Genomic DNA, 25913 nt, shown 5'->3' with positions numbered 1-25913 from the left:
CGATCTTCTCGCCGGGGCTCTTGGTTGTCTTTCTCATCGTCCACTCCTCGGTGGTCACGATGAGCCAGAAACACTCTCTTATCAAATTGCCCTATTTGGACCCATAAGCGCTGACGTCAGACAGGCGCAGCAATATCCAGAGCTACACAACTGGGTTCCGAAAAGGCGTAGAATTTGGGACAACGAACCACGTAACACCGTGATCTTTGAAGCCCTGTCTCTCGCGCTTACCGTGATGCGCGGCCCATCGTCAACGCTTGCTGCAGCTATGGGATGAACTTGGCAAACGCGAAACCCAAGCTAATGTGTCTTTCAACCGTCCTCTTGTTGGGCGGTTTTGTTTGGCGCCCATTTTTGAACTGACAAATGGAAGTTTCACTCAACTATTGAGTGAAACATGATCTTTGGTGCAGAGTGGCAGGTATTGAAAACACATCATTAGAAGGAACCAAGTTTATGTCGGAGAAAATGAGATCATACGAAGCGGCGCGTTCACTCTTCAGTTTCTTAGCCTTTTTGGCTTGGTCTGTGGCGGTCATTGGGGGCGTAGTCGCTCTGGTCAGCGCCAGCGGAGCATCCCAATACGGCGGAAGCGGTGCGGGGCTTCTGGCGATGGTTCCAGGCATTGGGATTGCTATCACGGGATTTCTTCTTGTTGCCTTTGTCCAGATTGGCCGGGCCAATGTTGACACTGCCGAATACACCCAACAAATGCTAAAAATCTCGCGCGATCAGCTAGATGTCTCCAAGCAAGGCCTGAAACTTCACAGCGCAGCACCGCAGACTTTTTCGGCAGCTGCTCAGAGGGAAGGCGCACAAGATCCCAAGAGTTCTTTCGCCGGTCAAGCCAATGAAGCTTCACAGCCTGGTCGAGAAATTAAGGAACCCAAGCTAGAAGCGCCTGTTGCGAAGACCACAGTTTATCAGGGCAAGACGATCCGGGCCGAAAAAGGAAAATTTCTATACAATGGCATCCCATTTAACACCCTTCCGGAGGCTGAAAAGTACATCGATTCATTTGCACCTTTGCCGGAGAAAACACTGGCTGAAGTGAACCAAAAAACCTGACCGTTACCCCCATAGTAGACCCCCAACCTCTATGGGGATCACGTATGGGGATACATAGCTGAACATTTGGGAGCATAGCATCACATGATACGTTGTTTTGAACCCGTGACTTCATCCGCTTTTGCGGATGATATTTATGTCGCCTACGGCGGCGACATATTGCTCGTTCGAGATTAAAACGCCATGCGTGTTTCCATCTCTCATCATGTGATCCGAAAGGGGTTCATCTTTAAGAAGACCTATCACGAGGTCCATTTGATGGTGGCGTTTACCCATGAAGAAAAGCAGATCATCAAACAACGCGGGCTATTGAAAACAAAACTGGTGGATCGTCGCCCGGCGGATGCAAAAAACGATGCGCGTGATGAGAAATTTGAACTGCGCGTTGAGCATCTGATGGATGGGCAGATTGATCGATTTCTCTGCGCCACACCGTCCAAATCCAAGATCTATGAAGAGAGCATTTTGGCTGTGATGGGCCAGATGAAAGCCTGGCTGGATGATAATGCAGAAACAGGTTCGCGAACCGTGATTGAACTCTGAAAAGGAAGACGGGATGGCAGGTTCAAATTCAGATGATTTTGGCGGGCTTATTCTATCCTTTATGATTATCGCTGGGTTTCTATCCTTAGCAGTCCTCATAACCCCGTTTCTACTCATCGGTATTCCGGCTTACATTTTCTTTCGACTGTACAGGGAAAGCCCAAAGCGGCTCGAGCGCTTGGCCCGCGAAGAAACCCTGTTGCTCTACAACTATGCGCTGTCTGGCCAAGTGCAGCTGAGTGATGATGAGATTGATGCAGCCTTGGTGCAATATTGGCCACCAGACACACCTGTGCCGCTGCAAATCCAACTTCTGGAAATTGGTCGCGCGTTGTTCCACGACGAAGGCTTAAGCCCGAACATCCCACCGATGCCAGCGCTCTGCAATACAATTGAGGGCGCGCGCTATCGCGACATGTTGGCAAGGTCCGGTCAGGCGCTCAGTGACCGGGTCATGGTGATGGCGGCGCTGTCTTCAATTTCCGACAGCCTTGCGGTCGTTGCCCAGGCGGTGCCGCCGATTGAAGGAGATGTTCTGGTGGATGTGACCCAGTTTGTGCACCCATTGGGACAGGCGGTGCAAAATGTCATTGCACCCTTTTTTGCTGATAATGACTACAACCACTTCAAACGCCTGCGCGAACGGATTGACGCAAACCTTAGCCGCACCCACCGCACGCAGCCGATCTTCCCACCGGACTACAAAGGGGATGATGTGGTGGACACCTACCTGGCTGGCACCCATCTAAAATCCCTTTTTCATCTGCGTACCCCATTTGAAACGCCTGAGGCGAGCCGGTTTGAGCACATGCATATTGTTGCGGGTTCCGGCCACGGTAAAACTCAAACTCTGCAGTATTTTCTTGCCAGAGATCTTGAAGACGTCGCGCTTGGCAACAAATCCGTTGTGGTGATTGACAGTCAGGGTGACCTGATCAACACAATCCTGAAAGCCAAAACACTGCCTCCAGAAAAAATTGTGCTGATTGATCCGGAAGACATCGCCTTTCCGGTTAGCCTCAACCTCTTCTCTGTTGGCCAGGATCGGTTGCAAAACTACGGTGATCTTGAGCGTGAACGGCTGACCAACTCAATCATTGAGCTTTATGATTTTGTGCTGGGATCGCTTCTGTCTGCTGGCATGACGGCCAAGCAAAGCGTTGTGTTTCGCTATGTTACGCGGCTGATGTTCCATATTCCGGATGCCACCATTCATACGCTGCGGGAGCTGATGGAAGAGGGCGGCACTGATAAATACCAAGAGCATATTGCGAAACTTGAAGGCACTCCGCGCAGATTTTTTGAAACCGAGTTTGACAGCAAAGAGTTCACCAACACCAAAACGCAGGTCTTGCGCCGCCTCTACGGGGTGCTCGAAAACCGCACCTTTGAGCGCATGTTCACCAACCCGCAATCGAAGTTCGATATGTTCACGGAGATCAACGCGGGCAAACTTATCCTGATCAACACCTCAAAATCACTATTGAAAGAACAGGGCACCCAGATCTTTGGCCGCTTTTTCATCGCCTTGATTGCCCAAGCGGCCCAAGAACGCGCCACCTTGGCTGAGCGAGATCGTCTGACTGCGATGGTGTATGTGGATGAGGCGCAGGATTACTTTGATCAAAACATTGGCATCATTCTCAGCCAAGCACGTAAATACATGGTCGGCATGGTCATGGCGCATCAGTACCTCGGACAGCTTTCAAATGGGTTGCAAGAGGCCTTTGAGGCAAACACGTCGATCAAAATGGCAGGAGGGGTCTCAGCCCGTGATGCACGCGCTTTGGCGGGTCAAATGGGTGTGGACGCTGATATGATCCAGAAGCAACCAAAAGGCACTTATGCCACTTTTGTGCGAGGCTTTACGGATCGCGCAGTGCCGATATCCATTCCATTTTTTGTGTTGGAAAATCTGCCCAAAGCAAGCAAGCAAGAGCTCGATGCAATCCGCGAACACAGCCGAAAAACTTACGCTGAACCATGGCAGAACGAGGATGATCATAGCGAACCAGGAGAGAACGAAGATCCTGAGAAAGATGATGAAAAACAGGGTGATGACCCAGCAAGCTCTTCGCCGGAGCTCTGAGTTCGGCTAGTCTATCTGTATGGTACAGACAGATAGACTAGGCAGATCAACATTTGATCACATAGCGCCACAAGTGGGTGTTAAGCCGACCAAACGCGAGGTCCGGTGGTTTAAACATATTGAGCGCCACGGACCGCAATCGTCACAATATCTCTATGAGCTGACCCGCGATACACATTCTTGCCGCGACACGGCCTTGAGGCAGTTGAGAAAACTCAGGGCAGGTGGGTATTTGACGCTGCCCCGACAGCAGCGCTTTGCAGAACATGCGGATTTTAATCCATATATTTATGATCTGACGCCCAAAGCCAAAGACCATCTTTTTGACCTTGGGCTTGCTGAACCCACTGTTTGCCCAACAGGCCATTGGTGGCACGGTTACATGACGTCTTGTGTGACCAGTTCCATCGATATTGCTGCAGCCCGCGAGGGTGTGGGTTATATTCCGGCGCATCAAATTCTGGCCAAGAAAAAAGCACAGTTGGCTCTTCCCGTTGCGGGTGCCAAACTAATCCCGGACCAACTCTTTGCGCTGAATTATGGCGGCAGCTTTCGCGCATTTGCGCTGGAAGTTGATCGAGGCACGGAACCGAAGACATCCCCAACACAGCGCAAAAACTGGTCACGGTCTATTGAGCAATATCTGCAGGTTATAGAGCTGAACATTTACAAAGCTCACTATGGGCTGACTGCAAATATGCTCACCATGTGGGTGTTTACCAGCCGCGCAAAAGAACAACGCTTCTTAGAATTACTAAGCAAGTATCATGGTGCCGCAATCGCCTCATTTTTGACAACGGCCATACCCGCGCAGCGAGAACGATCAATGAATAATAGTGTTTGGGCAGGGCTCTTCTCAAAACCTTGGAACCGTGCAAACGGGACGCCGGTAATGATTTCAAAAGGGTGACCGAAGTGTGCACCTCCGGTCACCCAAACTCCTAAACAGGAGTGCCGGTTGGGGCTTCCCGATTGGCCAAACGGTGTTCAAGCCACTCCAGCACTTCGCTTTCCACCCATCCCACTCTGTTCGGGCCCAGCTGTACCCGCAATGGGAATAGGCCTGCCTTTTCCAGACGTGCAATGTGTTGTGGCGAATACAAGACCAGCTCTCTCAATTGACGTTTCGATAAAATCCGCATCACGATCTCTCCAAGAATGAAGAGCATCGCGATGCCCAAGGTTACGACAATACCTAGGCAAAAAAAGCCTAGCAGGGCCTGGCGAGTATGGCGAGACCTAGGGCGCGTCTTGCCGGAATTGATCGACCAAACTTGCCCAACCGTTCATCAGCTGCACGCGCTGATCCCAATATGTGGCTCGGTTGTAAGTTCTACGAATTGCATTTTTGTCCTGATGCGCAAGGGCGGCTTCAATTACGTCTCCGTCGAATCCTCGATTGTTAAGAATAGTGCTGGCGGTTGATCGAAACCCATGCGCTGTTGCCTCTTCCTTTGAATACCCCATACGGCGAAGGGCTGAGTTGAAGGCGTTTTCGGAAAGCCATTTCCGGTTTGAATTCAACGACGGAAAGATCAACTCAACGCCATTCACATCAATCCAATTTCTTTTGACCAAATTCAGCGCCTGTACTGAGAGAGGGATGATGTGATCTCGGCGCATTTTGGTGCGATCAGAGGAAATACTCCAGGTTTGGCGCTCAATACTAAATTCCTTTTGCTTGGCTCCTCGGACTTCACCGGGGCGGGTCATCGTGAGGATTTGAAAAAGGATGGCGTCTTTTATTATGCCCGCGCCAGAATATTCATCCAGATCCCTGAGAAATTGGCCAAACATCTTTTCATCTGTGATTGCAGCGCGATTGGTTACCTTTACGGGTAATAGGGCACCTTTCACTGCATAAGTTGGATCATTGTCTGCACGCAACGTGACGATAGACAAACGAAAGACACCCGACAAAGTGCCGCGCAATTTTTTGGTGGTTTCTCGTCGCCCACTTCGTTCAATACTCTTAAGCAGATGAAGTATTTCGGCGGGGGAGATTTCGTTGATGGGGCGATTATGCAACGGCTCGGCCAAGGTATGAATGTGCCATAACTTTTTTCGCATCGTTGCGTCGGCAAGCTCACGATCATAAGCCATTTGCAAGTATTCTTCTGCGACCAAAAGGAAAGTTGTTCTGGACTGAGTTTCGGCTTCGATATGATCAAGCCGTTTCTGGATGGAGGGGTCTGTGCCGTTTGAGAGGAGAGCTCGAGCTTCATCTCGCTTTTGTCGCGCCTGGGCCAATGACACGTCGGGATAAGGCCCGTGTGATAAAAGCCGTTCTTTGCCGTTGTACCGATATTTCTGCTGCCAGAGTTTTGAGCCGTTCGGTTTTACCAATAGGAAGAGGCCGCTAGCATCTGACAGCTTATACGGCTTTTCTAACTTCTTTGCTTTTCTAATTTTCAGGTCTGAAAGTGCCATTGGGGGTATCAACCCTTTAACTGCGGAGGAATACCCCCAATGATACCCCCACATGCTTTGTTTTCTGGGGGTATCGAGTGTTCTGCTATGTTCAGAACCATACACATAAACATCCAAAAATCAATATTTTTGGAGCATTATGGGCAGCTATGTCGGGGATAAATGGTGCCCAGAAGAGGACTCGAACCTCCACGTCCATACGGACACTAGCACCTGAAGCTAGCGCGTCTACCAATTCCGCCATCTGGGCACGGGTTGGTGAGGGGCGATGTAATGTGAACCGCGCAGGGCGTCAAGCGCTTAAACTGTCTTTTGTCCAAAAAGGCTTTCTGTCTTGCTCAATCGACCCGAGAAAGCTATGCCATTGCACGAGATATGCGATATGCATTTGCGCGAGATTTGCAAGGAGGACACGGATGTCCAAGCTAGTGACCATTTATGGCGGATCCGGTTTTGTGGGGCGTTATGTGGCGCGTCGTATGGCCAAGCAAGGCTGGCGCGTGCGCGTGGCCGTGCGTCGCCCCAATGAGGCGCTTTTTGTAAAGCCTTATGGCGCGGTGGGTCAGGTCGAACCAATCTTGTGCAACATTCGCGATGACGCCTCGGTGCGCGCCGCGATGCAGGGCGCTGATGCGGTTGTGAACTGCGTGGGTGTGCTGTTGGCGATTGGCAAAAACACCTTTAATCAGGTGCATACTGTGGCCGCCGAACGGATCGCCAAGATTGCAGCAGAAGAGGGCGTGGACCGGTTGGTGCATGTGTCCTCATTGGCTGCTGCTGAAGATGCGCCCAGCATGTATGGCCGCAGTAAAGCGCGCGGTGACGCCGCGGTTCAGGCCGCCTTCCCAGGTGCTGTTATCCTGCGCCCTTCGATCATTTTTGGTCAGGAAGATCAGTTCTTTAACCGCTTCGCCAAGATGACAGGCATGAGCCCGGTGATCCCGCTTGTGGGTGTGGATACAATGTTCCAACCTGTCTATGTGGATGATGTGGCCGCCGCCGCCGAAAAGGGCGTGTTGGGCACGGCTGAGGCTGGTATCTATGAGCTTGGCGGGCCGGATGTCGAAAGCTTCCGTGACCTGATGAAGCGGATGTTGAAACATGTTCAGCGCCGTCGCGGTGTGATCAACATCCCGTTTGGCATTGCGCGCATCAATGCGTTCTTCTTTGACATGATCCAGAAACTGTCGGGCGGTCTGGTGCCGGCGCTTCTCAGCCGTGACCAGGTGCGCAGTCTGCGCGCGGATACGGTTGTGCATGAGGGGGCCAAAGGCTTTGCTGATCTGGACATTCAACCGATGGCGATGGACGCGATTTTGCCGGACTACCTATGGCGTTTCCGCACCGGTGGTGAATATGCGGCGATCACAGCGTCGGCGAAAAACCTCAAAAGCTGATATCAGCAGTTAGATTTGAAAAAGGGCGTGGCCGCGGGCTGCGCCCTTTTTCGTTCGGGGGGCTTTAACTATAGGCAATGCCCAGCAGCGCCAGACCCAGAATAATTCGATAGATCACGTAAGGGGTGAAGCTGACCGAGCGTAAAAGCCGCATCATCAGGCTGAGCGCGAGCAAGGCCGAGACAAAGGAAAACCCCGCCGCAATGGCCCCGTCTCGCGCGGCCTGTGCATTGGCCGTCGCCACCACTTCGCTGCCCAAAAGGACACCCGAGGCAAAGATCACCGGGATCGACATCAGCATCGAGATTTTGGCGCTGTCGGTTCGATTGTACCCCAATGCCCGCGCGCCGGAAATGGTGGTGCCAGAGCGGGAGGAGCCGGGGATCAGGGCCACCGCTTGCCACACCCCCAAAATCAGCGCGTCGCGAAGGCTCCAATCGTCCGCTTTCTTGCTGTGTCCGCCACGTTGGTCCACCACATAAAGCACGATGCCAAAGATCAGCATGGTCCAGCCGATTACCTTCACCGACCGCATTGCATCATCCAGCCCGGTCAGTTTCAGCATCAGCCCAAACAGCACGGCCGGAATGGTCGCGACCATCAACAGAAACGCCAGCTTCGCCCCCGCCGTATCAATCCGCCCGGTCAACATGCGCGGAGTGCCCATCAGCCCCATCTTCACATCCGACCAGAAAAAGATCACCACCGCCATAAGCGTGCCCATATGCACGGCCACATCAATCACCTGACCTTGGTCCGGGTAACCGGTCAGGATCGGCACCAACACAAGGTGTCCTGATGACGAGACGGGCAAAAATTCGGTGATTCCCTGAATGATGGCGACAAGGAAAAGATGGGCGAGGGACATGGCTAAACCCTTGAAAACTGCGGTTGTGGGCAACCTACTGAAACGAGTTTGAAAGGGAAGAGGAAAATATAGGTCAGTAATGCTGGCATAAAATATGCAATAAATACGAAATCACCCCGAGAAAAGGTGGATAAATGCGACATTAGGTCAGCATTGCTGACTTTTCATTTCTCCCAGCCTTTTTTAAAAGGGCATTCCCAGCTATGCGTTTCAAGATAAACGCGCGATGTGACGGAGAGCAAGGTTATGGCAAAGCAGCCGATGTTGAAATTTGTGAACGTAGACCGCGATATGCCGCAAAAGCGGTCGGCGGAAACACGCAAAGAAGACTTTCATGAGATCTATGCAGAGTTTTCAGCCACCAAGGCCGAAGAGCAAGCAAGCCGCTGTAGCCAATGTGGTGTGCCCTATTGCCAATCCCATTGTCCGTTGCACAACAATATCCCCGACTGGCTGCGCATGACAGCAACTGGGCGGATGAAAGAAGCGTATGAGCTGTCGCAGGCCACTAACACCTTCCCGGAAATCTGCGGTCGCATCTGCCCGCAGGATCGCCTGTGCGAAGGCAATTGTGTGATTGAACAATCCGGCCATGGCACCGTCACAATCGGCGCGGTTGAAAAATACATCACCGACACCGCCTGGGAAAACGGTTGGGTCGAAGAAATCACGCCCGGCAAAGCGACCGGCGAAAAGGTTGCGATCATTGGTGCCGGCCCCGGGGGGCTCGCCGCCGCTGACGTGCTGGTGCGCGCGGGTGTGTCTGTGACCGTCTATGACCGTCACGACCGCGCGGGCGGGCTTTTGACCTATGGCATCCCCGGCTTTAAGCTGGAAAAAGACGTGGTGATGCGCCGGGTTGAGCTGTTGGAGCGTGCGGGCGTTGCCTTCAAACTGAATTGTAATGTGGGCGAAGACGTCACCTTTGCTGACATCCACAAAGAGAACGACGCGGTGCTGATTGCCACAGGCGTTTACAAAACCCGCGACCTGCAAGGTCCGGGCGGGGGCGCCGCTGGTATCGTCAATGCGCTGGATTATCTGACCTGTTCCAACCGCACCGATTTTGGCGACAAGGTTGCCGAATTTGAAAGCGGCGAGCTGAACGCAGAAGGCAAAAAGGTTGTGGTCATCGGTGGCGGCGACACCGCGATGGATTGCGTGCGCACCGCCATTCGCCAAGGGGCCACTTCGGTGAAATGTCTCTATCGTCGCGACCGCGCCAATATGCCGGGCTCACAACGTGAGACGCAAAATGCCGAAGAAGAAGGCGTGGAATTCGTCTGGCTGGCCGCGCCCAAAGGGTTCGCGGGTGATCCTGTGACCGGTGTGATGGTGCAGAAAAACCGCCTCGGCGCGCCGGATGCCTCTGGTCGTCGCAGCCCCGAAGTGATTGAGGGCGCGGATTATGTCGAAGAGGCTGACTTGGTGATCAAGGCGCTGGGTTTTGAACCCGAAGCCCTGCCAACCCTGTGGAATGAGCCCGACCTGCCCGTGACCCGTTGGGGCACCGTCAAGGCGGCGTTTGAAACCCACAAGACCGATATGGATGGGGTCTGGGCCGTGGGCGACATCGTGCGCGGGGCGTCTTTGGTGGTTTGGGCCATCCGGGACGGTCGCGAAGCGGGGGCCAATATTTTGGCCACCTTGTCTGAACGCGCCGCTGTGGCCGCCGAGTAATCAATAAATCCGGGTATGCCGGGCCGCCAAATGGCCGCGCCCACGCCCTGAGAGGAGACAGAGATATGACAAAATTTGACGCAGAATGGGTTGCCCAAGAAGAAGCCAAACGCGCGTATATGGCCGAAAACGGTCTTTACAGCGAAGAAGAAGAGCACAGCTCTTGTGGGGTTGGCCTTGTGGTGGCCACCGACGGCAAAGCCTCGCGCAAAGTGGTCGAGGCGGGCATTGATGCGCTCAAGGCAATCTGGCACCGCGGGGCGGTGGATGCGGATGGTAAAACCGGCGATGGCGCAGGCATTCACGTACAAATCCCAGTGCCGTTCTTTTATGACCAAGTAAAACGCACCGGGCATGAACCGCGCGAGGATCAGTTGATTGCGGTGGGTCAGGTGTTCCTGCCGCGCACGGATTTCGGTGCGCAGGAAACCTGCCGAACCATCGTGGAAACCGAAATCCTCAAGATGGGCTATTACATCTACGGCTGGCGCCACGTTCCGGTCGACATCACCTGTTTGGGTGAAAAAGCCAATGCGACCCGGCCCGAGATTGAACAGATCATGATCACAAACTCCAAGGGGGTCGATGAAGAAACCTTTGAACGTGAGCTTTACGTGATCCGTCGCCGCATTGAAAAAGCGGCCGCCAGCGCCGGGATTTCCGGGCTTTATATCGCGTCGCTGTCCTGCCGGTCGATCATCTATAAGGGCATGATGCTGGCCGAACAGGTGGCGGTGTTTTACCCCGATCTGATGGACGAACAGTTCAAGTCATCGTTCGCGATTTACCACCAGCGGTATTCGACCAATACCTTCCCGCAATGGTGGTTGGCCCAACCGTTCCGCATGCTGGCCCACAATGGCGAGATCAACACGCTGAAGGGCAACCTGAACTGGATGAAATCGCATGAAATCCGCATGGCCTCGTCGTTTTTTGGCGAGCTGGCGGAGGACATCAAGCCGATTGTGGCCTCTGGGTCGTCCGACTCCGCGGCTTTGGATGCGGTGTTCGAAGTGATGGTGCGTGCGGGTCGCTCGGCCCCGATGGCGAAAACAATGTTGGTGCCCGAAAGCTGGTCCAAGCAAGCGGTAGAGCTGCCGGATGCGTGGAAAGACATGTATTCCTATTGCAACTCGGTGATGGAACCTTGGGACGGCCCCGCCGCCTTGGCGATGACCGATGGCCGCTGGGTTTGTGCGGGTCTGGACCGCAACGGTCTGCGCCCAATGCGGTATGTTGTGACAGGTGACGGGTTGCTGATTGCCGGGTCCGAGGCGGGCATGGTCCCGATTGACGAGGCGGGCGTTGTGGAAAAAGGCGCGCTTGGTCCGGGGCAGATGATTGCCGTCGATATGGCGGACGGAAAAGTCTATCATGACACTGAAATCAAAGATAAACTCTCTGCCGCTTTGCCGTTTGGCGAATGGGTTGGCAAGATCCATAATCTTGACGAAGACCTGAGCGGGATTGAGGAAAAAGCGCTGTATTCTGGCGATGAGCTGCGCCGCCGTCAGGTGGCTGCGGGCTATACATTGGAAGAGCTGGAACAGATCCTTGCGCCGATGGCTGAGGACGGCAAAGAGGCACTGGCCTCGATGGGCGATGACACCCCATCGGCGGTTCTGTCGACCAAATACCGGCCGCTCAGCCACTTCTTCCGTCAGAACTTTAGCCAGGTGACAAACCCACCGATCGACAGTTTGCGCGAGTTCCGGGTGATGTCGCTGAAGACCCGGTTCGGCAACTTGAAAAACGTGCTGGATGAAAGCGGTGGTCAGACGGAAATCATCGTGCTGGACAGCCCTTTTGTGGGCAATGAACAGTTCGACCAGATGATCAACGCGTTCAACGCGCCGATGGTTGAAATTGACTGTACCTTCCCGGCAGATGCGGGCAATGGTGCGCTGCAAGCGGCCCTGACCGAGATCCGTCAAAAGGCCGAAGAGGCCGTGCAATCGGGCGCGGGCCATTTGGTTCTGACCGATCAGGCACAGGGCGAAGACCGCATTGCGATGCCGATGATCCTGGCCACATCCGCCGTGCATTCGTGGCTGGTGCGCAAGGGGCTGCGGACCTTTACATCGCTGAATGTGCGTTCTGCCGAATGTCTTGATCCACATTATTTTGCGGTGTTGGTGGGCTGTGGGGCAACCACGGTAAACGCCTATCTGGCCGAGGATTCTTTGGCCGACCGCATTGATCGCAACCTTTTGGATTGCTCGTTGACCGAAGCCATTCGCCGGTATCGTGAAGCCATCGACCAAGGTCTTTTGAAGATCATGGCCAAGATGGGCATCTCGGTGATTTCATCCTATCGCGGTGGCTTGAACTTTGAGGCGGTGGGCCTGTCGCGCGCGATGGTGGCGGAATATTTCCCCGGCATGACCTCGCGGATTTCCGGCATTGGTGTGGGCGGCATCCAGAAGAAACTGGAAGAGGTTCACGCCGCTGGGTTTGGTGCAGGCAATATGGTTCTGCCCGTCGGTGGTTTCTACAAATCGCGCCGCTCGGGCGAAAAACACGCGTGGGAAGCACAGACCATGCACCTGTTGCAAAGCGCCTGTGACCGCGCGAGTTACGAGATGTGGAAGCAATATTCCGCACGTCTTCGTGCCAACCCGCCGATCCATTTGCGTGACCTTCTGGACATCAAACCAATGGGCGCGGCGGTGCCGATTGAAGAGGTGGAAAGCATCACCGCGATCCGCAAACGGTTCGTGACGCCGGGCATGTCGCTGGGGGCGCTGTCGCCCGAAGCGCATAAAACGCTGAACGTTGCGATGAACCGAATTGGCGCGAAATCCGACAGTGGTGAAGGCGGCGAAGATCCCGCGCATTTCCACCCGGAACCCAATGGTGACAACCCGTCGGCCAAGATCAAACAGGTCGCCTCCGGCCGGTTTGGTGTGACGGCGGAATATCTGAACCAATGCGAAGAGCTTGAGATCAAAGTGGCGCAAGGGGCCAAGCCCGGCGAGGGTGGCCAGCTGCCCGGTATGAAGGTCACGGATCTGATTGCCCGCCTGCGTCTTTCGACCAAAGGGGTCACGCTGATTTCACCGCCGCCGCATCACGATATTTATTCGATCGAGGATTTGGCCCAGCTGATCTATGACCTCAAACAGATCAATCCGCGCTGTAAGGTGACGGTGAAGCTGGTGGCGTCCTCTGGCGTGGGCACAATTGCTGCCGGAGTGGCCAAGGCCAAGGCAGATATCATCCTGATTTCGGGCCATAATGGCGGGACGGGCGCGTCGCCTGCGACCTCGATAAAATACGCGGGCCTGCCGTGGGAAATGGGCCTGACCGAGGCGCATCAGGTGCTGTCGATGAACAACCTGCGCGAACGCGTCACGCTGCGCACCGATGGTGGTTTGCGCACCGGGCGTGACATTGTGATGGCCGCCATGTTGGGCGCCGAAGAATACGGCATTGGCACCGCGGCCCTGATCGCGATGGGCTGTATCATGGTGCGTCAGTGCCAGTCGAACACTTGCCCGGTGGGGGTCTGTACGCAAGACGAAGACCTGCGTGCGAAGTTTTCGGGATCTGCGGATAAAGTGGTCAACCTGATCACGTTTTACGCCCAGGAGGTGCGTGAAATTCTGGCCCGTATCGGCGCGCGCAGTTTGGACGAAGTGATTGGCCGTGCCGATCTTCTGAGCCAGGTGTCGCGTGGCTCTGCCCACCTTGATGACCTCGATCTGAACCCGCTTTTGATCACCGTCGATGGGGCGGACCGCATCACATATGATCGCAACAAACCGCGCAATGCGGTGCCAGACACGCTGGATGCTGAGATCGTGCGCGACGCGGCCCGCTTCTTGGAAGATGGTGAAAAGATGCAACTTTCCTATGCGGTGCAAAACACGCACCGGACTGTGGGCACACGCACGTCCAGCCATATCGTGAAGAAATTTGGCATGCGCAACAACCTGCAGCCAGATCATCTGACGGTAAAGCTGACCGGGTCCGCGGGTCAGGCGCTGGGCGCGTTTGCCGCGCCGGGTCTTAAGATCGAAGTGTCGGGGGACGCCAATGATTACGTTGGAAAAGGTCTGTCCGGGGCAACCATTGTGGTGCGTCCGCCCATGTCCAGCCCGCTTGAAGCATCGGAAAACACCATCATCGGCAACACGGTGCTTTATGGCGCCACCGATGGATATCTGTTTGCAGCAGGCCGCGCGGGCGAACGCTTTGCGGTGCGCAATTCGGGTGCCAAAGTGGTGATCGAAGGCTGTGGTGCCTGCGGGTGCGAATACATGACCGGCGGTGTTGCGGTGATCTTGGGATCCATCGGGTCGAACTTTGGCGCGGGCATGACCGGCGGCATGGCGTATCTGTATGACCCTGAAGGGACCGCAACGGACCTGATGAACATGGAGGGGCTGGCGACCTGCCCGGTCGCTGTGGCGCATTGGGAAAACCAACTGAAAACCCTGGTGGAACGTCATGTCGAGGAAACCGGATCAGCCAAAGCCACCGAAATCCTGCGCCATTGGGACAGCGAAAAACGCAACTTCCTTCAGGTTTGCCCAAAGGAAATGCTTGATAAACTACCCGCCCCCCTGGGGATCGAGGCCGAAGCCATCCCGGCGGAATAACCCCCGCCACATGTGATCTAAAAGCGCCCGCCATTTCGGTGGGCGTTTTTGCATTCTCACCACAGGCACGTAAATTCCCAAGCGCGGCCTTGACCCCGCAGGCTGCAACATGGTCTGAAAGATACGTGGCAAAACGAGCGAAAAAAACAGCGTCCAAAAAGGGCAAACCGACGAAATCGGCCAAAGCCGCCAAAGCGAACACGGGGGTGCATCCGGTTCTTTGGCTGCGCAAATGGTTGCGCCGTTTCGTGCTTTTCTCCCTTGCGGTATTTGCCCTTGGTGTCGCGGGCTATGCGGTGCTGAACCCGCCGACCACCCCCTATATCATCGCCGAGAGAATGCGCCTTGGGTGGGTGGATCATCAATGGGTTGCCTATGATGAAATTGCCCCGGTCATGGTGCGGTCTGTCGTGGCGGCAGAGGATGCAAATTTCTGTCAGCATTGGGGGTTTGATATGCGCGCGATCCGGCTGGCGATTGATCACGGTGCCAATCGTGGGGCGTCGACCATCAGCCAGCAAACCGTGAAAAACACCTATCTGTGGCAGGGGCGATCCTGGCCGCGCAAAGCGCTAGAGGCGGTGTTGACCCCCGCCGTTGAACTGGTCTGGACCAAGCGACGCATCCTTGAGGTCTATTTGAACGTGATCGAATTTGACAAAGGTGTGTTTGGGGTTGAAGCGGCGAGCCGTCATTATTTCGGCATCGGCCCTGAAAAACTGACCCCGACACAAGCGGCGCGATTGGCGGCGGTCTTGCCAAACCCCAAGGAACGCTCCGCCGCAAAACCCTCAACCGCGCTTCGAAAACGGGCCGCATCCATCCTGGACGGGGCTGCCACGATCCGCCGAGATGGCCGCGCCGCGTGTTTCGAGGATTGATCCTCAGCGCCAAAATTGGCAATAGGGGGGCAACCCCTAATTGAAGAAATGCTCATGATCCGTCTGTTCCACGTTCCCCTTTCGCCGTTTTGCCGCAAAGTCCGCCTGTCTTTGGCAGAGAAAAAGCTTGAGGTTGAGCTGGTTGAAGAGCGGTATTGGGAAAAATCCACCGATTTCCTGCGCCGCAATCCGGCGGGCAAAGTGCCTGTGCTGAAGATGGACGGGAAGATCCTGACCGAAAGTGCCGCGATCTGTGAGTACATTGAGGAAATGCACCCGACCCCGGTGTTGATGCCCAATGACCCCGAAGGCCGGTACGAAGTGCGCCGGTTGGTCAATTGGTTTGACGATAAATTCCACAATGAAGTCACCGCAAATCTGCTGTACGAGCGGGTGAATAAAAAGGTCATGGGGGCGGGCTATCCCGAAAGCCGCGCCATCAAGGCCGGGGCCAAAGCGGTGAAATACCACCTTGATTACATGGGCTGGCTGTTGGATCAGCGCCGCTGGCTTGCAGGAAACGCGATGTCACTGGCGGATTTTGCCGCCGCGGCGCATTTGTCGTCCCTGGATTACATCAGCGACGTGGATTGGAACCGAAACGAGAATGTGCGCGAATGGTACGCCAAGATCAAATCCCGTCCGGCGTTCCGCTCGCTTCTGGCGGATAATGTGCCGGGCTTTCCGCCGCCCGCGCATTACGCGGATCTGGACTTTTGAACCAATCTGACGACACCGCTGCCACCAAATCCGCGATCGAAGACAAGGCGCGCGCCGAAGGGTTTGCGGCTTTTGGCGTTTGTCGCCCCGATGCCACCCCCGACACCGCCGCGCGTTTGGCGCAATATGTCGCCGAGGGGCGCCACGGCGATATGGCGTGGATGGAAGAGCGGATGACATGGCGCGGAAGTGCCGCCGCCCTTTGGCCAGAGGCAAAATCCGTCATCATGCTCGCCGAGCCTTACACCCCGGCGCACAACCCTTTGGACGTGTTGCAGCAGCCTGAAAAGGGCGCGATTTCCGTCTATGCGCAGAACCGCGATTATCATGATATCGTGAAAAAACGGCTGAAACGCGTGGGGCGCTGGATGGTTGAAACCTATGGCTGTGAGATCAAAGTTTTTGTCGACACCGCGCCCGTGATGGAAAAGCCGCTGGCGGCGGCGGCGGGGCTTGGGTGGCAGGGCAAACACTCAAACCTGCTCAGTCGTGATCTGGGAAATTGGTTTTTCCTCGGGGCGATTTTCACCACGCTGGACCTGCCCAAGGATGCGCCGGGGGTTGAAAACTGCGGCACTTGTCGTGCCTGCCTGGACGCCTGCCCGACGGATGCGTTTCCGGCCCCGTTTCAGGTCGATGCGCGGCGGTGCATTTCTTATCTGACGATCGAGCATAAAGGCCCCGTGGATCATGAGCTGCGGGGAAAATTGGGCAATCACATCTATGGCTGTGATGATTGTTTGGCGGCCTGCCCGTGGAATAAATTTGCAGTTGAAGCCCATGAAATCCGCTATGCCGCGCGGGATGATTTGGCCGCGCCGGACCTTGCGCATTTGGCGGGGTTGGATGACGCAGAATTTCGCACGAAATTCTCAGGCAGCCCGGTAAAGCGGATCGGCTGGGGACGGTTTATGCGCAATGTGCTTTACGCGATTGGCAACTCAGGTCGGGAAGAGTTGAAGGCTTTGGCCGTTCCGCATCTTCACTCTGCGGATGAAACCGTGGCGGATGCCGCGCGTTGGGCCGTTGAAAAGTTAAGTAACTCAATGGCTTAATAAGTGTAAATGTTGGAGTTGTTGTTAATGAATGAAGACCGGAGTTATTGTGACTATAGCTTCGGAAATGGCAGTTCTGAGTGGAATGAGGCGCCGTTCAGGGGCGGACGCGCGATGATCTGGCCGCTGTTACCAAAGGTCCGACACGGGCGGGGTCGAGTTGGCCGGGTTTAAGATGACTGGGTTTGAAACGACCAAGATGCCTGGCTATGTGATCGCAATACTGATGCTGGTGTCTGATCAAACGCCCTAGGGGTATCCGAGGGAGCGTGCCTTTGTCGCTAGCCGAGGCGGCAACCACTCCGCGACCGATCGCAGATCTTCTGTCGGCCGCACATGAAGCGTTTACACGGAAAAGGGGCTGGAAAAAGGGCTGGCTCGGCCAACCCTTGATGTTTGCCACTAAGATTGCTTTCCCATGCGATAAGCCGCCACAACGCTTTGCACTGCGCGCGGCGTTTCGGCCAACCGCATTGGGCCGAATTGAGAAGCCCCAACTTTGTAAGACACGATGATCCGGTTAGACCCTTCGCGCGGCGTGATCACCACATGGGCGTCAATCCCTTTGGATAGAAACGCTGATCGCAACGTGGATTTCATCTCGCTCTCCGACATGTTGGCCTTGGCGCGATCGCCCCAATCCACTTCGATGAGAATGTCGTTTGCCCCGCCAAAAAAGCCGCGCAACGTGTCCACCGTGGCGGACAGGGGGCGCAGACTGGGGTCGCCGGTTGCGGCAAAATACCCCAGCATTGATGCGGTTGGCGTGACGACCACCGCGATGATGGCAAGGATGTAATTCAGGTTCTGGGTCATGTTTCAGCCTAGTTAGGGTTTATACGGAACATTCATGCGGTAGGCGGCAACAGCGGCATTGATGCCCCGCGCGGCAGCACTTGCAGGGAAGGGGCCCATGGTTGAGGGGCCAACTTGATAGGTCACATAAGACCCCTGATTGGACAGGTGGGTTTTCACACTCAGATCCAGGCCTTTTGCGCGAAACCCGTTTTTCAGCGCTTGGGCAAAACTTTTGTCCGAGGTGTAATTGGTGTCGGTTGGATCCCAGGCGACATTGGCGTAAATCACCAACCCCTCAAGATCCCCGCTGTCGATCAATGCCTCGCGGGTGATGCCGAGGGGGCGGATGGTGGGATCGCCGCTTAGGTAATGCCATAGCAAAGACAGGAACGTCGGCAAAGACACCGCCAAAACCACCATCGCGAGCGTGGTGACAGTTTTGGGTTTGTCCAAATGTGCGTCCATGGCGTTGGCCTTTCTAAACCTGCCTTCAGCCTAGGGTGCAGCTGTTCAAGAAGCGTTAAAATGCGAGAGAAATTTGGGTGAAATACGTGCTAAAGATCGCTGCCCAACCAGTTGACCGATGCACTCTGTATTCCGGGCCTATTGCGAAGACGCCCCCACAACCGCGCGCGCCTGACCGGGTGTCATGCCAAAGAAACCGCGAAACGCCGCACCAAAGGCGGGTTGGCTGTCGAAGCCAGCAACGGCCGCTGCCTTGGCAAGGCTCTCGCCAAGTGAAAGCGCATTCATCGCCGAGGTAAGGCGCAACTGTTGACGCCATTGTCGGAAACTCAGGCCGGTTTCCTTGCGAAACAGCCGGGCGAGTGTTCGTTCCGATGCATTGGCGATATCGGCCCAATCTGAAAGCGAATTCGGGCTGTCCGGGTGTTTTCGCAGCGCATCTATCACGCGCCGCAATCTGGCGTCTTTCGGGAGTGGCAGATCCAGAGGCAACACCGTTGATCGACTGATTTCGTCCAGCGCGAGAGACACCACATGGTGCCCGCGCCCGTCGACATCCCAGTCCAGAGGTTCCGAACAGGCGGCCAGGATAAGTTCGCGCAACAACGCCGTAACCGAGATGACCCTGCAGTCGTCGCAGATGCCATTCACTTCGGCGGGTCTGAGAAACAAAACCCGCATTGCCACCGGGCCATCCATATAGATGGAGTGGTCCAGATCTGCCGGCATCAGCAAGGCCGAACTTGGTGGGATGACATACCCGGCGTCCACTGTTTCAACATGCATCACCCCCGACACGGCATAGATCAACTGTGCTTTGGGGTGGCTGTGCGTATCGGCCATGAGCCCGGCTGGGTAATCTTTCGCATAGCCGACAACGGGGCGATCTGCCTCTTCGACCGGTCGAATTTCAGCTTGTCTGCTTGGCGACAGGAATTGTCCATCTGTTTTCATAACGACATGATAGGTCTTTCACGACAGAAATCAAATGGACCTGCGCGCAGATGAATGAAGACCAGAAAACACACGAAGGCATCTTTGGCCCGACCATCATCCACACCACACAAGACACGCTTGTCGATGGCCCCAACACCCCCGGCCAACCGCGCCAAACTGCTTACGCTGGGGACGGGCTGTGGATTGGCCAATGTGAAGTGACCGCCCGTGATATTCCAAGTCAGTGGCATCATCACAAATACTACGACAGCATCATGTATATGCTTGAGGGGCGTATTCGTGTTGATTGGGGTGAGAACGGCGAAAAGAGCTTCGAGATGGGCCCCGGTGACTATGGTTTCTTTGGTCGCAAGGTGATCCACCGCGCCCAGATCATCGATACACCGGAAAACTGCCGATACGTGTTTGTGCGGCTTGGCGAAGGTGAAAGCGTCGAGAATGTCGCTGGGCCCGGCTTTGCGGGCGAATAGATCCGAACGTAATCGCGCGCCCGATTTGGCCGTGCCAAAATGTGCCACCGGCCACATTACTTAATAGCTGAAAGTGAAACGTGCTATGATGAAATCCAATGACACCGAAGCCCTCTTCCCACGTCCCTTGTCGGGGCGCCCGGTCAAAAACCTACCCTCCGCGCTGACACCAACGCGTGAAAATCTGGTGGGGCAGGATATTGTGCTGGAGCGGATGGACGCGGAAAAACACGCAGGAGAGCTCTTTGAAGCGGGCCATGGTGACGAAGACAAACTGCGGATTTGGGACTATTTGCCTTATGGGCCTTGGGAAAATGTCGCCTCTTACGCGTCGACCTTGCGCGCACAATCAGCAAGCTTTGATCCAACATTCTATGCCATTCGGTCTAACAAAACCGGGCGCGCCGTTGGTCAGGCCAGCTTCCTCAGCACCGATCCTCAGAATGGCGTGACCGAAGTTGGGCATATCTGGTTTGCCCCAGAATTACAGCGGACACGCGGGGCAACCGAGGCGCTTTATCTTATGATCCGTCATGCGTTTGACGATCTGGATTATCGACGCATGCAATGGAAATGCAACGCGTTGAACGCAAAATCGCGCGCAGCTGCATTGCGCTTGGGCTTTCGTTTTGAGGGCATCCATTACAATCACATGATCGCGAAAGGGCAAAACCGGGACACCGCCTGGTATTCGATCCTTGATGACGAATGGCCCGAGGTGCGTGAAAAGACTGGCGATTGGCTTTCGGCAAAGAATTTTGATGCTTCTGGTGGGGCTTTGTCATCCTTGTCGCAATCCATGCAGGATCGTCTGCCGTCGCGGCGCGACATTGATGAACCCGGAGAACGGCGCGCTTAAAACGGCGGAGACTGCGGGCCAACTCGTGTGCTCTTGGGGCTTTGCCCCGCGGTGTCTTTCCGCCCGGAACGCAGAACGCATTCGCGGTTTGGCGCGGCTATGGCGGAAACCTCCGTGGGCCGCGCATTTGGGTGAACAAGACGCTTGTGTCAAAGACATCGGCGTTGGTCCGCTGTCCTGACGATGCAGCTTTGTTGTTTCAAAAAATACCTGCCGCGATGATCGCGACAGGTTGTTTTGTTGATGTGCCTGACCACGCGGTATGCGGCATCAAAAGATCGGGCGTTCTAACGTCGGCCTGCGTTGATCCGTGATCAGCTGCGCACCAGCTTGTCATAGCTTTCGGCGATGTCACGGGTCAGCGCGCCGACCTCAAACTTATAATCCCCGATCTGGGCCACGGGCGTCACTTCGGCGGCGGAACCGGTCAGCCAGCATTGTTCAAAATCGGCCAGCTCTTCGGGCATGATGTGGCGCACATGAACCTTGATGCCCTTTTCCTCAAGCATCTTGATCACGGTTTGCCGGGTCAGACCGTTCAGGATCGCGTCGGGATCAGGGGTGTGCACTTCGCCGTCTTTCACAAAGAAAATATTGGCGCCGGTCGCCTCGGCCACATAACCGCGGTAATCCATGAACAAAGCGTCCGAACAGCCTTTGGCCTCGGCCGCGTGCTTGGACATGGTGCAGATCATATAAAGACCGGCGGCTTTTGCGGCCGTTGGGATGGTTTCGGGCGACGGGCGTTTCCATTTCGCAATGTCGATCTTGGCGCCCTGCATTTTTGCGTCGCCATAATAGCTGCCCCATTCCCAGGCAATCACGGCCATGCGCACCGGATTGCGCGCGGCGGACACACCCATGTCTTCGCCAGCGCCCCGCCATGCAATCACGCGCACATAGGCGTTGGTGAAGCCGTTGGCGTCCAGCACGTCGCGCTTGGCGGCCTCGATCTCATCCACGGAATAGGGGATCGGCATATCCATCATCTCGCCGGATCGCAGCAAGCGTTCCGAGTGTTTGCGGCTGAGGAAGATTTTGCCGTCATAGCAGCGCTCGCCTTCAAACACCGAGCTGGCGTAATGCAGTGCGTGGGTCAGGATGTGGACATTTGCGTCGCGCCATTCGATCAGTTGGCCATCCATCCAGATTTTACCGTCGCGGTCATCATATCCGCTCATGTTCCGTTCCTTTCATCTTGTGCGCCCGCCGTGTGTGGCTGGGTCGGATTTGCAATTATTGCGCGCCATAGGTCCGGTTCGGACATAATGTTGCGTAAAAACTGAGCATCGCTAACAATTGATTCTTGGAAAGTCAACAACACTGACATAAAATCAAAAACTGTAACACATTTCGTGAAGTGATCCGCCGCGCGCCAAAGCAGGGGCGCAATTCGGGTCAGAAATGGCGACACAGAAAAGGGGACGGCATGAATGACACGCGCGCCACGGCGGCACCTGGGGGGCAGGCGTTGCTGTTTCTGACGGATGAGCAGCTGCGCAAGGGCATCGAGGCGATGTTTTTTGCCTACCGCGGATTTACCGCCGACCCGGACCGGATTTTGGAAGACAAAGCCTATGGACGGGCGCACCACCGGGCGATCCATTTTATTTCACGCAGCCCCGGCACCACGGTGAACAATCTGTTGTCGATCCTTGGGGTCACCAAACAATCGCTCAACCGGGTGTTAAGAACCTTGATCGAAGATGGCTTGGTGGAAAGCCGCGTGGGCACGCGCGACAAACGCGAACGGCATTTGGTGTTGACCGAAGTGGGCGAAGCGTTGGAACGTGAACTGTCGGATGCACAGCGCACGCGGATGCGCGCGGCCTATCGCGAGGCGGGGCCAGAAGCGGTGCAAGGGTTTCGCGCTGTGCTAGAAGCAATGATGGATCCGGAACTGCGGCGCCATTTCAACCAGTTGAAGGAGGCGCAAGATGGCTGATCTGGCCGACGCACATCTGTTGATCATCGACGATGATGAACGCATTCGCACGTTGTTGCGCAAGTTTCTGATCCGAAGTGGGTTTTGGGTGACGGCGGCGCGCGACGCCGAACATGCACGTAAGATCCTGTCGGGGTTGGATTTTGATCTGATTGTCTGTGACGTGATGATGCCGGGCGAAGATGGGATTTCCCTGACGCGATCTTTGCGTGAAACCATGAGCACGCCGATCCTGCTTTTGACAGCGAAGGGCGGGACCGATGATCGGATTATGGGGCTTGAGGCCGGGGCCGATGATTACCTGGCCAAACCGTTTGAACCCAAAGAGCTTTTGTTGCGGATCAATGCCATCCTGCGCCGAATGCCGGCAGTGGAAGAGGCGGTGCCAACGTCGCTTGGGCTGGGCGGTTTGCGTTATGACATTGAACGTGGCGAGCTGTGGGAAGGCGAGGATTTGATCCGGCTGACCGCCACTGAAAACCAGCTGATGAAGATCTTTGCCGCCCAGCCCGGCGAACCTGTGACACGCACGTCCTTGGTGGAGCAATTGGGCCGCGATCAGGGCCAAGCGCAAGAGCGCGCGGTGGATGTTCAGATCACTCGGTTGCGGCGCAAATTAGAGGCGGATCCCAAACAGCCGCGTTACCTGCAAACCGTGCGCGGTGCGGGATATATGTTGGCGCCTGACTGATTGGCAAAGGGGCGCTGCCCCCGCCCTTCGGGTAGGGCTCCGCCCGTTCGTCGGGCAAACGGTCCCCCAGACCGTTTTTCGCTGCCCTCGAACCCCGAGGTATTTTTGGCAAGAAAAAGCGGCCCCTCCGTGGGTTAGTTGTAAACCGCAGCGCATTCGCTGGGCATGTCGTTGGGCCAGTCGGTGACGGGGTGCGATTTTGTGGTCAGGCGGATGGTTCTTCGACCGCGTCTTGGCTGTCGGCCTGTCCGATAAGCGGAATGAAGGCGGTGGTGAGGGCAAAAAGATATGGGCGCATAGGCTCTTCCTTGTGATGTGGTCCACAGTATCCTAGCGTCACGCCATGACAACATTTCTCTATTCCCATCCCGTTTGCCATGATCATGTCACGCCCCCCGGCCATCCCGAACAGGTGGCGCGCCTGAAAGCGATTGAGGCGGCATTGTCCGCGCCGGCGTTTGATGCGCTTGTTCGAAAGGACGCGCCCGAGGCGACCCCAGACCGGGTCGAACTGTGCCACCCGCGCAGCCATTATGACCGGATTGTTGCAGCTGAACCCCAAGAGGGTTGGGGGCAATTGGATGGCGATACCTTTATGGCGCCGGGATCGTTGGAGGCCGCGATGCGGGGCATTGGCGGCAACCTTGCGGCGATTGATGCGGTGATGGCGGGCGAGGCGGCGAACGCTTTTGTTGCCTGCCGCCCGCCCGGACATCACGCCGAAACGGAAACGCCGATGGGGTTTTGCCTGTTTTCCACCGTGGGCATTGCCGCGCGTTATGCGGCCGAACACCACGGGCTTACCCGCATTGCTGTGTTGGATTTCGACGTGCACCACGGCAATGGCACCCAAGATGTGTTGTGGAATGAGGACCGCGTGCTGTTTGTGTCTAGCCATCAAAGCCCGCTGTATCCCGGATCGGGGTCGCGCGCTGAACAGGGCGCACATGGTCAGATTCTGAACAAACCGCTGGAGGGCGGGTCAGGGTCGGTGAAAATGCGCGCGGTCTGGGATCGGGCGATCGACACGGCGCTGACCAATTTTGAACCAGAACTGATCCTGGTGTCCGCCGGTTTTGATGCCCATCGCGACGATCCTTTGGCGGGGCTGAACTGGCACACCGATGACTTCGCGTGGCTTGCCCGCCGCATCTGTGATCTGGCCGATCAAACTTGCGCGGGCCGGGTGGTATCCTCGCTTGAGGGGGGCTATGATTTGGATGCGCTGGGCGAAAGTGTCGGCGCCTATGTAGAAGTGATGATGGAGCGGGGCGCATGAGCGAAACACCAGTTGCAGAGATGAGTTTTGAAGAGGCCATGCGCGAGCTTGAGGGCGTGGTGGGCCAGCTTGAACGCGGTGACGTGGCGCTGGATGCCTCGATCAAACTTTATGAACGTGGGGCGGAATTAAAAGCGCGCTGCGAAGCCAAGCTGAAAGAAGCCGAGGAAAAAGTCGCGGCAATCACTTTGAGCGCTGATGGCGTGCCCGCCGGGCTTACTCCGGTCGAAGGCGCGTAAATGTTTCAGGCACGGCTAACGGCGACCGCTTTGGCGGCGCGCACCTGTTTGCATGGTGAGATCAGCGCCAAGGGCGCGCTTGCGGATGCGATGCGTTATGCGACGGCGGGCGGCAAAGGTCTGCGCGGATTTCTGGTGATGGAAAGCGCGCATATGCACGGTGTCGCCGATGACCGATCCGTCTGGGTGGCGGCGGCGATTGAAGCGATCCACGCCTATTCGCTCGTGCATGATGATATGCCCTGCATGGATGATGATGATCTGCGTCGCGGCCTGCCCACGGTGCATAAAAAGTGGGACGAGGCGACGGCGGTTCTGGTCGGTGACGCGCTTCAGACCTTGGCGTTTGAGCTGTTGACCCATCCCATCGTGCAAGGCGCGCAAGGCGATGTGCGCATTCCCTTGATCCGGTCGCTGTCTGTGGCGGCTGGGCAACTTGGCATGGTGCATGGGCAAGCGCTGGATATCGCGGCGGAAACCGCTGCCACGCCGCTGACCTTGGATGAAATCACCCATCTGCAAGCGGGCAAAACCGGTGCGCTGATCACCTGGTCGGCAGAAGCGGGCGCAATGCTGGCGGGGGCGGATACCAAACCGATGACCGATTACGCCACCGCGCTGGGCCTTGCGTTTCAGATCTGGGACGATGTTCTGGATGTCGAAGGGGACGCCGCCGCTGTGGGCAAAGCCGTGGGCAAAGATGCAGGTGCTGGAAAAGCCACATTCGTCTCGCTTTTGGGATTGGATGCGGCAAAGACCCGCGCAAACGATTTGATTAATGATGCCTGTGACGCTCTGTGGATCTATGGTGCGCGGGCGGATGTCTTGCGAGACGCCGCACGTTTCGTTATCCAACGCGACAGGTAGCCCGAAAG

At 55.9% G+C, this 25913-nt stretch carries 24 protein-coding genes and 1 tRNA gene; 17 read left to right on the top strand and 8 right to left on the bottom strand.

Features of this window, described 5'->3' with window-relative positions:
* Window positions 1-390: 390 nt before the first annotated feature.
* The 4 genes from KKW20_RS14700 to KKW20_RS14685 all read left to right on the top strand — a co-directional run bounded on the left by KKW20_RS14700 (window position 391) and on the right by KKW20_RS14685 (window position 4610).
* Entirely contained in the window at window positions 391-1068 is a 678-nt protein-coding gene (locus tag KKW20_RS14700; protein ID WP_214568654.1) for a hypothetical protein, read from the top strand.
* 183 nt (window positions 1069-1251) lie between these two features.
* Complete coding sequence (locus KKW20_RS14695) at window positions 1252-1611, top strand: hypothetical protein (protein ID WP_214568653.1); 360 nt, start codon at window positions 1252-1254, stop codon at window positions 1609-1611.
* A gap of 13 nt (window positions 1612-1624) precedes the next feature.
* The gene (locus tag KKW20_RS14690; protein ID WP_214568652.1) at window positions 1625-3700 is read left to right on the top strand and encodes a helicase HerA domain-containing protein; all 2076 of its coding nucleotides are present in this window, start codon (window positions 1625-1627) and stop codon (window positions 3698-3700) included.
* Between the two features lie 19 nt (window positions 3701-3719).
* Window positions 3720-4610 carry a replication-relaxation family protein gene (locus KKW20_RS14685; protein WP_214568651.1) on the top strand — a complete coding sequence of 297 codons (891 nt, stop codon included), beginning with the start codon at window positions 3720-3722 and terminating at the stop codon, window positions 4608-4610.
* A gap of 31 nt (window positions 4611-4641) precedes the next feature.
* Here the strand turns inward: KKW20_RS14685 and KKW20_RS14680 are convergent, their stop codons facing one another.
* The 3 genes from KKW20_RS14680 to KKW20_RS14670 all read right to left on the bottom strand — a co-directional run bounded on the left by KKW20_RS14680 (window position 4642) and on the right by KKW20_RS14670 (window position 6380).
* Window positions 4642-4842 carry a helix-turn-helix transcriptional regulator gene (locus tag KKW20_RS14680; protein ID WP_214568667.1) on the bottom strand — a complete coding sequence of 67 codons (201 nt, stop codon included), beginning with the start codon at window positions 4840-4842 and terminating at the stop codon, window positions 4642-4644.
* Between the two features lie 97 nt (window positions 4843-4939).
* Complete coding sequence (locus KKW20_RS14675) at window positions 4940-6130, bottom strand: tyrosine-type recombinase/integrase (RefSeq protein WP_214568650.1); 1191 nt, start codon at window positions 6128-6130, stop codon at window positions 4940-4942.
* A 163-nt stretch (window positions 6131-6293) separates the two neighbouring features.
* Window positions 6294-6380, bottom strand: a tRNA-Leu gene (locus KKW20_RS14670).
* A gap of 166 nt (window positions 6381-6546) precedes the next feature.
* Here KKW20_RS14670 and KKW20_RS14665 point away from each other — a divergent pair.
* A complete protein-coding gene (locus tag KKW20_RS14665) occupies window positions 6547-7527 on the top strand; it encodes a complex I NDUFA9 subunit family protein (RefSeq protein WP_214568649.1) in 981 nt (326 codons plus the stop codon).
* Window positions 7528-7591: 64 nt separating this feature from the next.
* On the opposite strand, the gene KKW20_RS14660 is transcribed toward KKW20_RS14665, so the two are convergent.
* Complete coding sequence (locus KKW20_RS14660) at window positions 7592-8395, bottom strand: undecaprenyl-diphosphate phosphatase (RefSeq protein ID WP_214568648.1); 804 nt, start codon at window positions 8393-8395, stop codon at window positions 7592-7594.
* Between the two features lie 246 nt (window positions 8396-8641).
* Here KKW20_RS14660 and KKW20_RS14655 point away from each other — a divergent pair, with 246 nt between their 5' ends.
* The 5 genes from KKW20_RS14655 to queG all read left to right on the top strand — a co-directional run bounded on the left by KKW20_RS14655 (window position 8642) and on the right by queG (window position 17335).
* Complete coding sequence (locus tag KKW20_RS14655; protein WP_214568647.1) at window positions 8642-10075, top strand: NAD(P)-dependent oxidoreductase; 1434 nt, start codon at window positions 8642-8644, stop codon at window positions 10073-10075.
* 65 nt (window positions 10076-10140) lie between these two features.
* Window positions 10141-14679 (top strand): glutamate synthase large subunit, encoded by a 4539-nt coding sequence (gltB, locus tag KKW20_RS14650; RefSeq protein WP_214568646.1) that lies wholly within the window; start codon window positions 10141-10143, stop codon window positions 14677-14679.
* A 125-nt stretch (window positions 14680-14804) separates the two neighbouring features.
* Window positions 14805-15560: a monofunctional biosynthetic peptidoglycan transglycosylase gene (mtgA, locus tag KKW20_RS14645; RefSeq protein WP_214568645.1), complete on the top strand. Its 756-nt coding sequence runs from the start codon at window positions 14805-14807 to the stop codon at window positions 15558-15560.
* Between the two features lie 54 nt (window positions 15561-15614).
* On the top strand, window positions 15615-16280 hold the full coding sequence (fzlA, locus tag KKW20_RS14640; protein WP_214568644.1) for an FtsZ-binding protein FzlA: 666 nt from the start codon (window positions 15615-15617) through the stop codon (window positions 16278-16280).
* On the top strand, window positions 16277-17335 hold the full coding sequence (queG, locus tag KKW20_RS14635; protein WP_214568643.1) for a tRNA epoxyqueuosine(34) reductase QueG: 1059 nt from the start codon (window positions 16277-16279) through the stop codon (window positions 17333-17335). Before fzlA ends, queG begins: the two co-directional genes overlap by 4 nt.
* A 402-nt stretch (window positions 17336-17737) precedes the next feature.
* On the opposite strand, the gene KKW20_RS14630 is transcribed toward queG, so the two are convergent.
* The 3 genes from KKW20_RS14630 to KKW20_RS14620 all read right to left on the bottom strand — a co-directional run bounded on the left by KKW20_RS14630 (window position 17738) and on the right by KKW20_RS14620 (window position 19552).
* Complete coding sequence (locus tag KKW20_RS14630; RefSeq protein ID WP_214568642.1) at window positions 17738-18151, bottom strand: hypothetical protein; 414 nt, start codon at window positions 18149-18151, stop codon at window positions 17738-17740.
* A 12-nt stretch (window positions 18152-18163) separates the two neighbouring features.
* Complete coding sequence (locus KKW20_RS14625) at window positions 18164-18598, bottom strand: hypothetical protein (RefSeq protein WP_214568641.1); 435 nt, start codon at window positions 18596-18598, stop codon at window positions 18164-18166.
* Window positions 18599-18736: 138 nt separating this feature from the next.
* Entirely contained in the window at window positions 18737-19552 is an 816-nt protein-coding gene (locus KKW20_RS14620; RefSeq protein ID WP_214568640.1) for an AraC family transcriptional regulator, read from the bottom strand.
* 50 nt (window positions 19553-19602) lie between these two features.
* Here KKW20_RS14620 and KKW20_RS14615 point away from each other — a divergent pair, with 50 nt between their 5' ends.
* Together KKW20_RS14615 and KKW20_RS14610 are read left to right on the top strand one after the other, a co-directional pair.
* Entirely contained in the window at window positions 19603-20025 is a 423-nt protein-coding gene (locus tag KKW20_RS14615; RefSeq protein WP_214568639.1) for a cupin domain-containing protein, read from the top strand.
* An 85-nt stretch (window positions 20026-20110) separates the two neighbouring features.
* Window positions 20111-20884: a GNAT family N-acetyltransferase gene (locus tag KKW20_RS14610; RefSeq protein WP_214568638.1), complete on the top strand. Its 774-nt coding sequence runs from the start codon at window positions 20111-20113 to the stop codon at window positions 20882-20884.
* A 314-nt stretch (window positions 20885-21198) separates the two neighbouring features.
* Here the strand turns inward: KKW20_RS14610 and KKW20_RS14605 are convergent, their stop codons facing one another.
* Window positions 21199-22065: a branched-chain amino acid aminotransferase gene (locus tag KKW20_RS14605; protein ID WP_214568637.1), complete on the bottom strand. Its 867-nt coding sequence runs from the start codon at window positions 22063-22065 to the stop codon at window positions 21199-21201.
* A gap of 248 nt (window positions 22066-22313) precedes the next feature.
* Between KKW20_RS14605 and KKW20_RS14600 the strand changes: the two genes are divergently transcribed.
* The 5 genes from KKW20_RS14600 to KKW20_RS14580 all read left to right on the top strand — a co-directional run bounded on the left by KKW20_RS14600 (window position 22314) and on the right by KKW20_RS14580 (window position 25905).
* A complete protein-coding gene (locus KKW20_RS14600; protein ID WP_214568636.1) occupies window positions 22314-22829 on the top strand; it encodes a MarR family winged helix-turn-helix transcriptional regulator in 516 nt (171 codons plus the stop codon).
* Complete coding sequence (locus KKW20_RS14595) at window positions 22822-23520, top strand: response regulator (protein ID WP_214568635.1); 699 nt, start codon at window positions 22822-22824, stop codon at window positions 23518-23520. Before KKW20_RS14600 ends, KKW20_RS14595 begins: the two co-directional genes overlap by 8 nt.
* A 343-nt stretch (window positions 23521-23863) precedes the next feature.
* Window positions 23864-24799 carry a histone deacetylase family protein gene (locus KKW20_RS14590; RefSeq protein ID WP_214568634.1) on the top strand — a complete coding sequence of 312 codons (936 nt, stop codon included), beginning with the start codon at window positions 23864-23866 and terminating at the stop codon, window positions 24797-24799.
* The gene (locus KKW20_RS14585) at window positions 24796-25038 is read left to right on the top strand and encodes an exodeoxyribonuclease VII small subunit (protein WP_214568633.1); all 243 of its coding nucleotides are present in this window, start codon (window positions 24796-24798) and stop codon (window positions 25036-25038) included. The genes KKW20_RS14590 and KKW20_RS14585 overlap by 4 nt, the downstream gene beginning before the upstream one ends.
* Window positions 25039-25905, top strand: a complete 867-nt coding sequence (locus tag KKW20_RS14580) for a polyprenyl synthetase family protein (protein ID WP_214568632.1) — start codon at window positions 25039-25041, stop codon at window positions 25903-25905. It begins immediately after the preceding gene.
* The last annotated feature ends 8 nt before the right edge of the window (window positions 25906-25913 follow it).

The organism is Aliiroseovarius lamellibrachiae, from assembly GCF_018599245.1.
GTDB lineage: Bacteria > Pseudomonadota > Alphaproteobacteria > Rhodobacterales > Rhodobacteraceae > Aliiroseovarius > Aliiroseovarius lamellibrachiae.
The sequence above is the reverse complement of the archived record's forward strand: the minus strand, read 5'-3'. Positions and strand labels throughout refer to the sequence as shown.

Coding starts and splice junctions, on each gene's coding strand:
- KKW20_RS14605 (WP_214568637.1), bottom strand. CDS start 22,065: ATGAGCGGATATGATGACCGCGACGGTAAAATCTGGATGGATGGCCAA.
- KKW20_RS14675 (WP_214568650.1), bottom strand. CDS start 6,130: ATGGCACTTTCAGACCTGAAAATTAGAAAAGCAAAGAAGTTAGAAAAG.
- KKW20_RS14620 (WP_214568640.1), bottom strand. CDS start 19,552: ATGAAAACAGATGGACAATTCCTGTCGCCAAGCAGACAAGCTGAAATT.
- gltB (WP_214568646.1), top strand. CDS start 10,141: ATGACAAAATTTGACGCAGAATGGGTTGCCCAAGAAGAAGCCAAACGC.
- KKW20_RS14600 (WP_214568636.1), top strand. CDS start 22,314: ATGAATGACACGCGCGCCACGGCGGCACCTGGGGGGCAGGCGTTGCTG.
- KKW20_RS14615 (WP_214568639.1), top strand. CDS start 19,603: ATGAATGAAGACCAGAAAACACACGAAGGCATCTTTGGCCCGACCATC.
- KKW20_RS14665 (WP_214568649.1), top strand. CDS start 6,547: ATGTCCAAGCTAGTGACCATTTATGGCGGATCCGGTTTTGTGGGGCGT.
- KKW20_RS14610 (WP_214568638.1), top strand. CDS start 20,111: ATGATGAAATCCAATGACACCGAAGCCCTCTTCCCACGTCCCTTGTCG.
- fzlA (WP_214568644.1), top strand. CDS start 15,615: ATGATCCGTCTGTTCCACGTTCCCCTTTCGCCGTTTTGCCGCAAAGTC.
- KKW20_RS14590 (WP_214568634.1), top strand. CDS start 23,864: ATGACAACATTTCTCTATTCCCATCCCGTTTGCCATGATCATGTCACG.
- KKW20_RS14630 (WP_214568642.1), bottom strand. CDS start 18,151: ATGACCCAGAACCTGAATTACATCCTTGCCATCATCGCGGTGGTCGTC.
- KKW20_RS14685 (WP_214568651.1), top strand. CDS start 3,720: ATGGTACAGACAGATAGACTAGGCAGATCAACATTTGATCACATAGCG.
- KKW20_RS14690 (WP_214568652.1), top strand. CDS start 1,625: ATGGCAGGTTCAAATTCAGATGATTTTGGCGGGCTTATTCTATCCTTT.
- KKW20_RS14580 (WP_214568632.1), top strand. CDS start 25,039: ATGTTTCAGGCACGGCTAACGGCGACCGCTTTGGCGGCGCGCACCTGT.
- KKW20_RS14585 (WP_214568633.1), top strand. CDS start 24,796: ATGAGCGAAACACCAGTTGCAGAGATGAGTTTTGAAGAGGCCATGCGC.
- KKW20_RS14595 (WP_214568635.1), top strand. CDS start 22,822: ATGGCTGATCTGGCCGACGCACATCTGTTGATCATCGACGATGATGAA.
- KKW20_RS14655 (WP_214568647.1), top strand. CDS start 8,642: ATGGCAAAGCAGCCGATGTTGAAATTTGTGAACGTAGACCGCGATATG.
- KKW20_RS14625 (WP_214568641.1), bottom strand. CDS start 18,598: ATGGACGCACATTTGGACAAACCCAAAACTGTCACCACGCTCGCGATG.
- KKW20_RS14695 (WP_214568653.1), top strand. CDS start 1,252: ATGCGTGTTTCCATCTCTCATCATGTGATCCGAAAGGGGTTCATCTTT.
- KKW20_RS14680 (WP_214568667.1), bottom strand. CDS start 4,842: ATGCGGATTTTATCGAAACGTCAATTGAGAGAGCTGGTCTTGTATTCG.
- KKW20_RS14660 (WP_214568648.1), bottom strand. CDS start 8,395: ATGTCCCTCGCCCATCTTTTCCTTGTCGCCATCATTCAGGGAATCACC.